The organism is Paramagnetospirillum caucaseum (genome assembly GCF_000342045.1).
Taxonomy (GTDB): domain Bacteria; phylum Pseudomonadota; class Alphaproteobacteria; order Rhodospirillales; family Magnetospirillaceae; genus Phaeospirillum; species Phaeospirillum caucaseum.
The window spans coordinates 1-553 of record NZ_AONQ01000200.1; the positions used below are offsets into that span (position 1 = coordinate 1).

Sequence of the window (553 nt, forward strand, 5' to 3'; positions counted from 1 at the left end):
CCGTCCGCAAATGTCTTCTTTAGTCCTTTAACCCTTTATCCGGCCGCTTCGGCGGCCGGGTGATGCCCGGAGGAGGTTTTGCATGGCGCTGGCCACCGAACTGCCCATCTACCGCGAGACATACGCCCTGGTCCAGCTTCTGGCGAAGCTGACGGGACAGTATCACCGCAACTACCGGCAGGTTCTGGCCCGCGAGATCCTGACCGAGGGCCTGCAGATGGCGGTGGAGATCTTCCGCGCCAACTGCGTCACCGGCCCCGCCAAGGTGCCGCACATCGAGCGTGTACGCGAACACCTGGAGACGCTGCGCTTGCAACTGCGTCTGTCCAAGGACCTTCACCTGATCTCGCCGGGGCAGTTCGGGGAGCCCGCATCGACCGACGAAGTTATCCGTTTTTACTTCGCATCCGGAAATCCCTGGGTGGTGCCGACCGTTGCCGAGGATCGGCGCTTCATCGTCATCGATTTTAGAGACAACACCCCGCCGGCCGAACTGCCGGCTCAATGCTGCGACTGCATCAATTCGACCGCCAGGGGTCACGTCTGCCTGGAT

Annotated in this window: 1 protein-coding gene; it reads left to right on the forward strand. The window is 62.0% G+C overall.

Annotation, left to right across the window (positions count from 1 at the left end; translation table 11 throughout):
* Positions 1–82 precede the first annotated feature (82 nt).
* Positions 83–553 (forward strand): four helix bundle protein (locus H261_RS26430; RefSeq protein ID WP_008622946.1); only part of this gene is annotated, 471 nt, incomplete at its 3' end.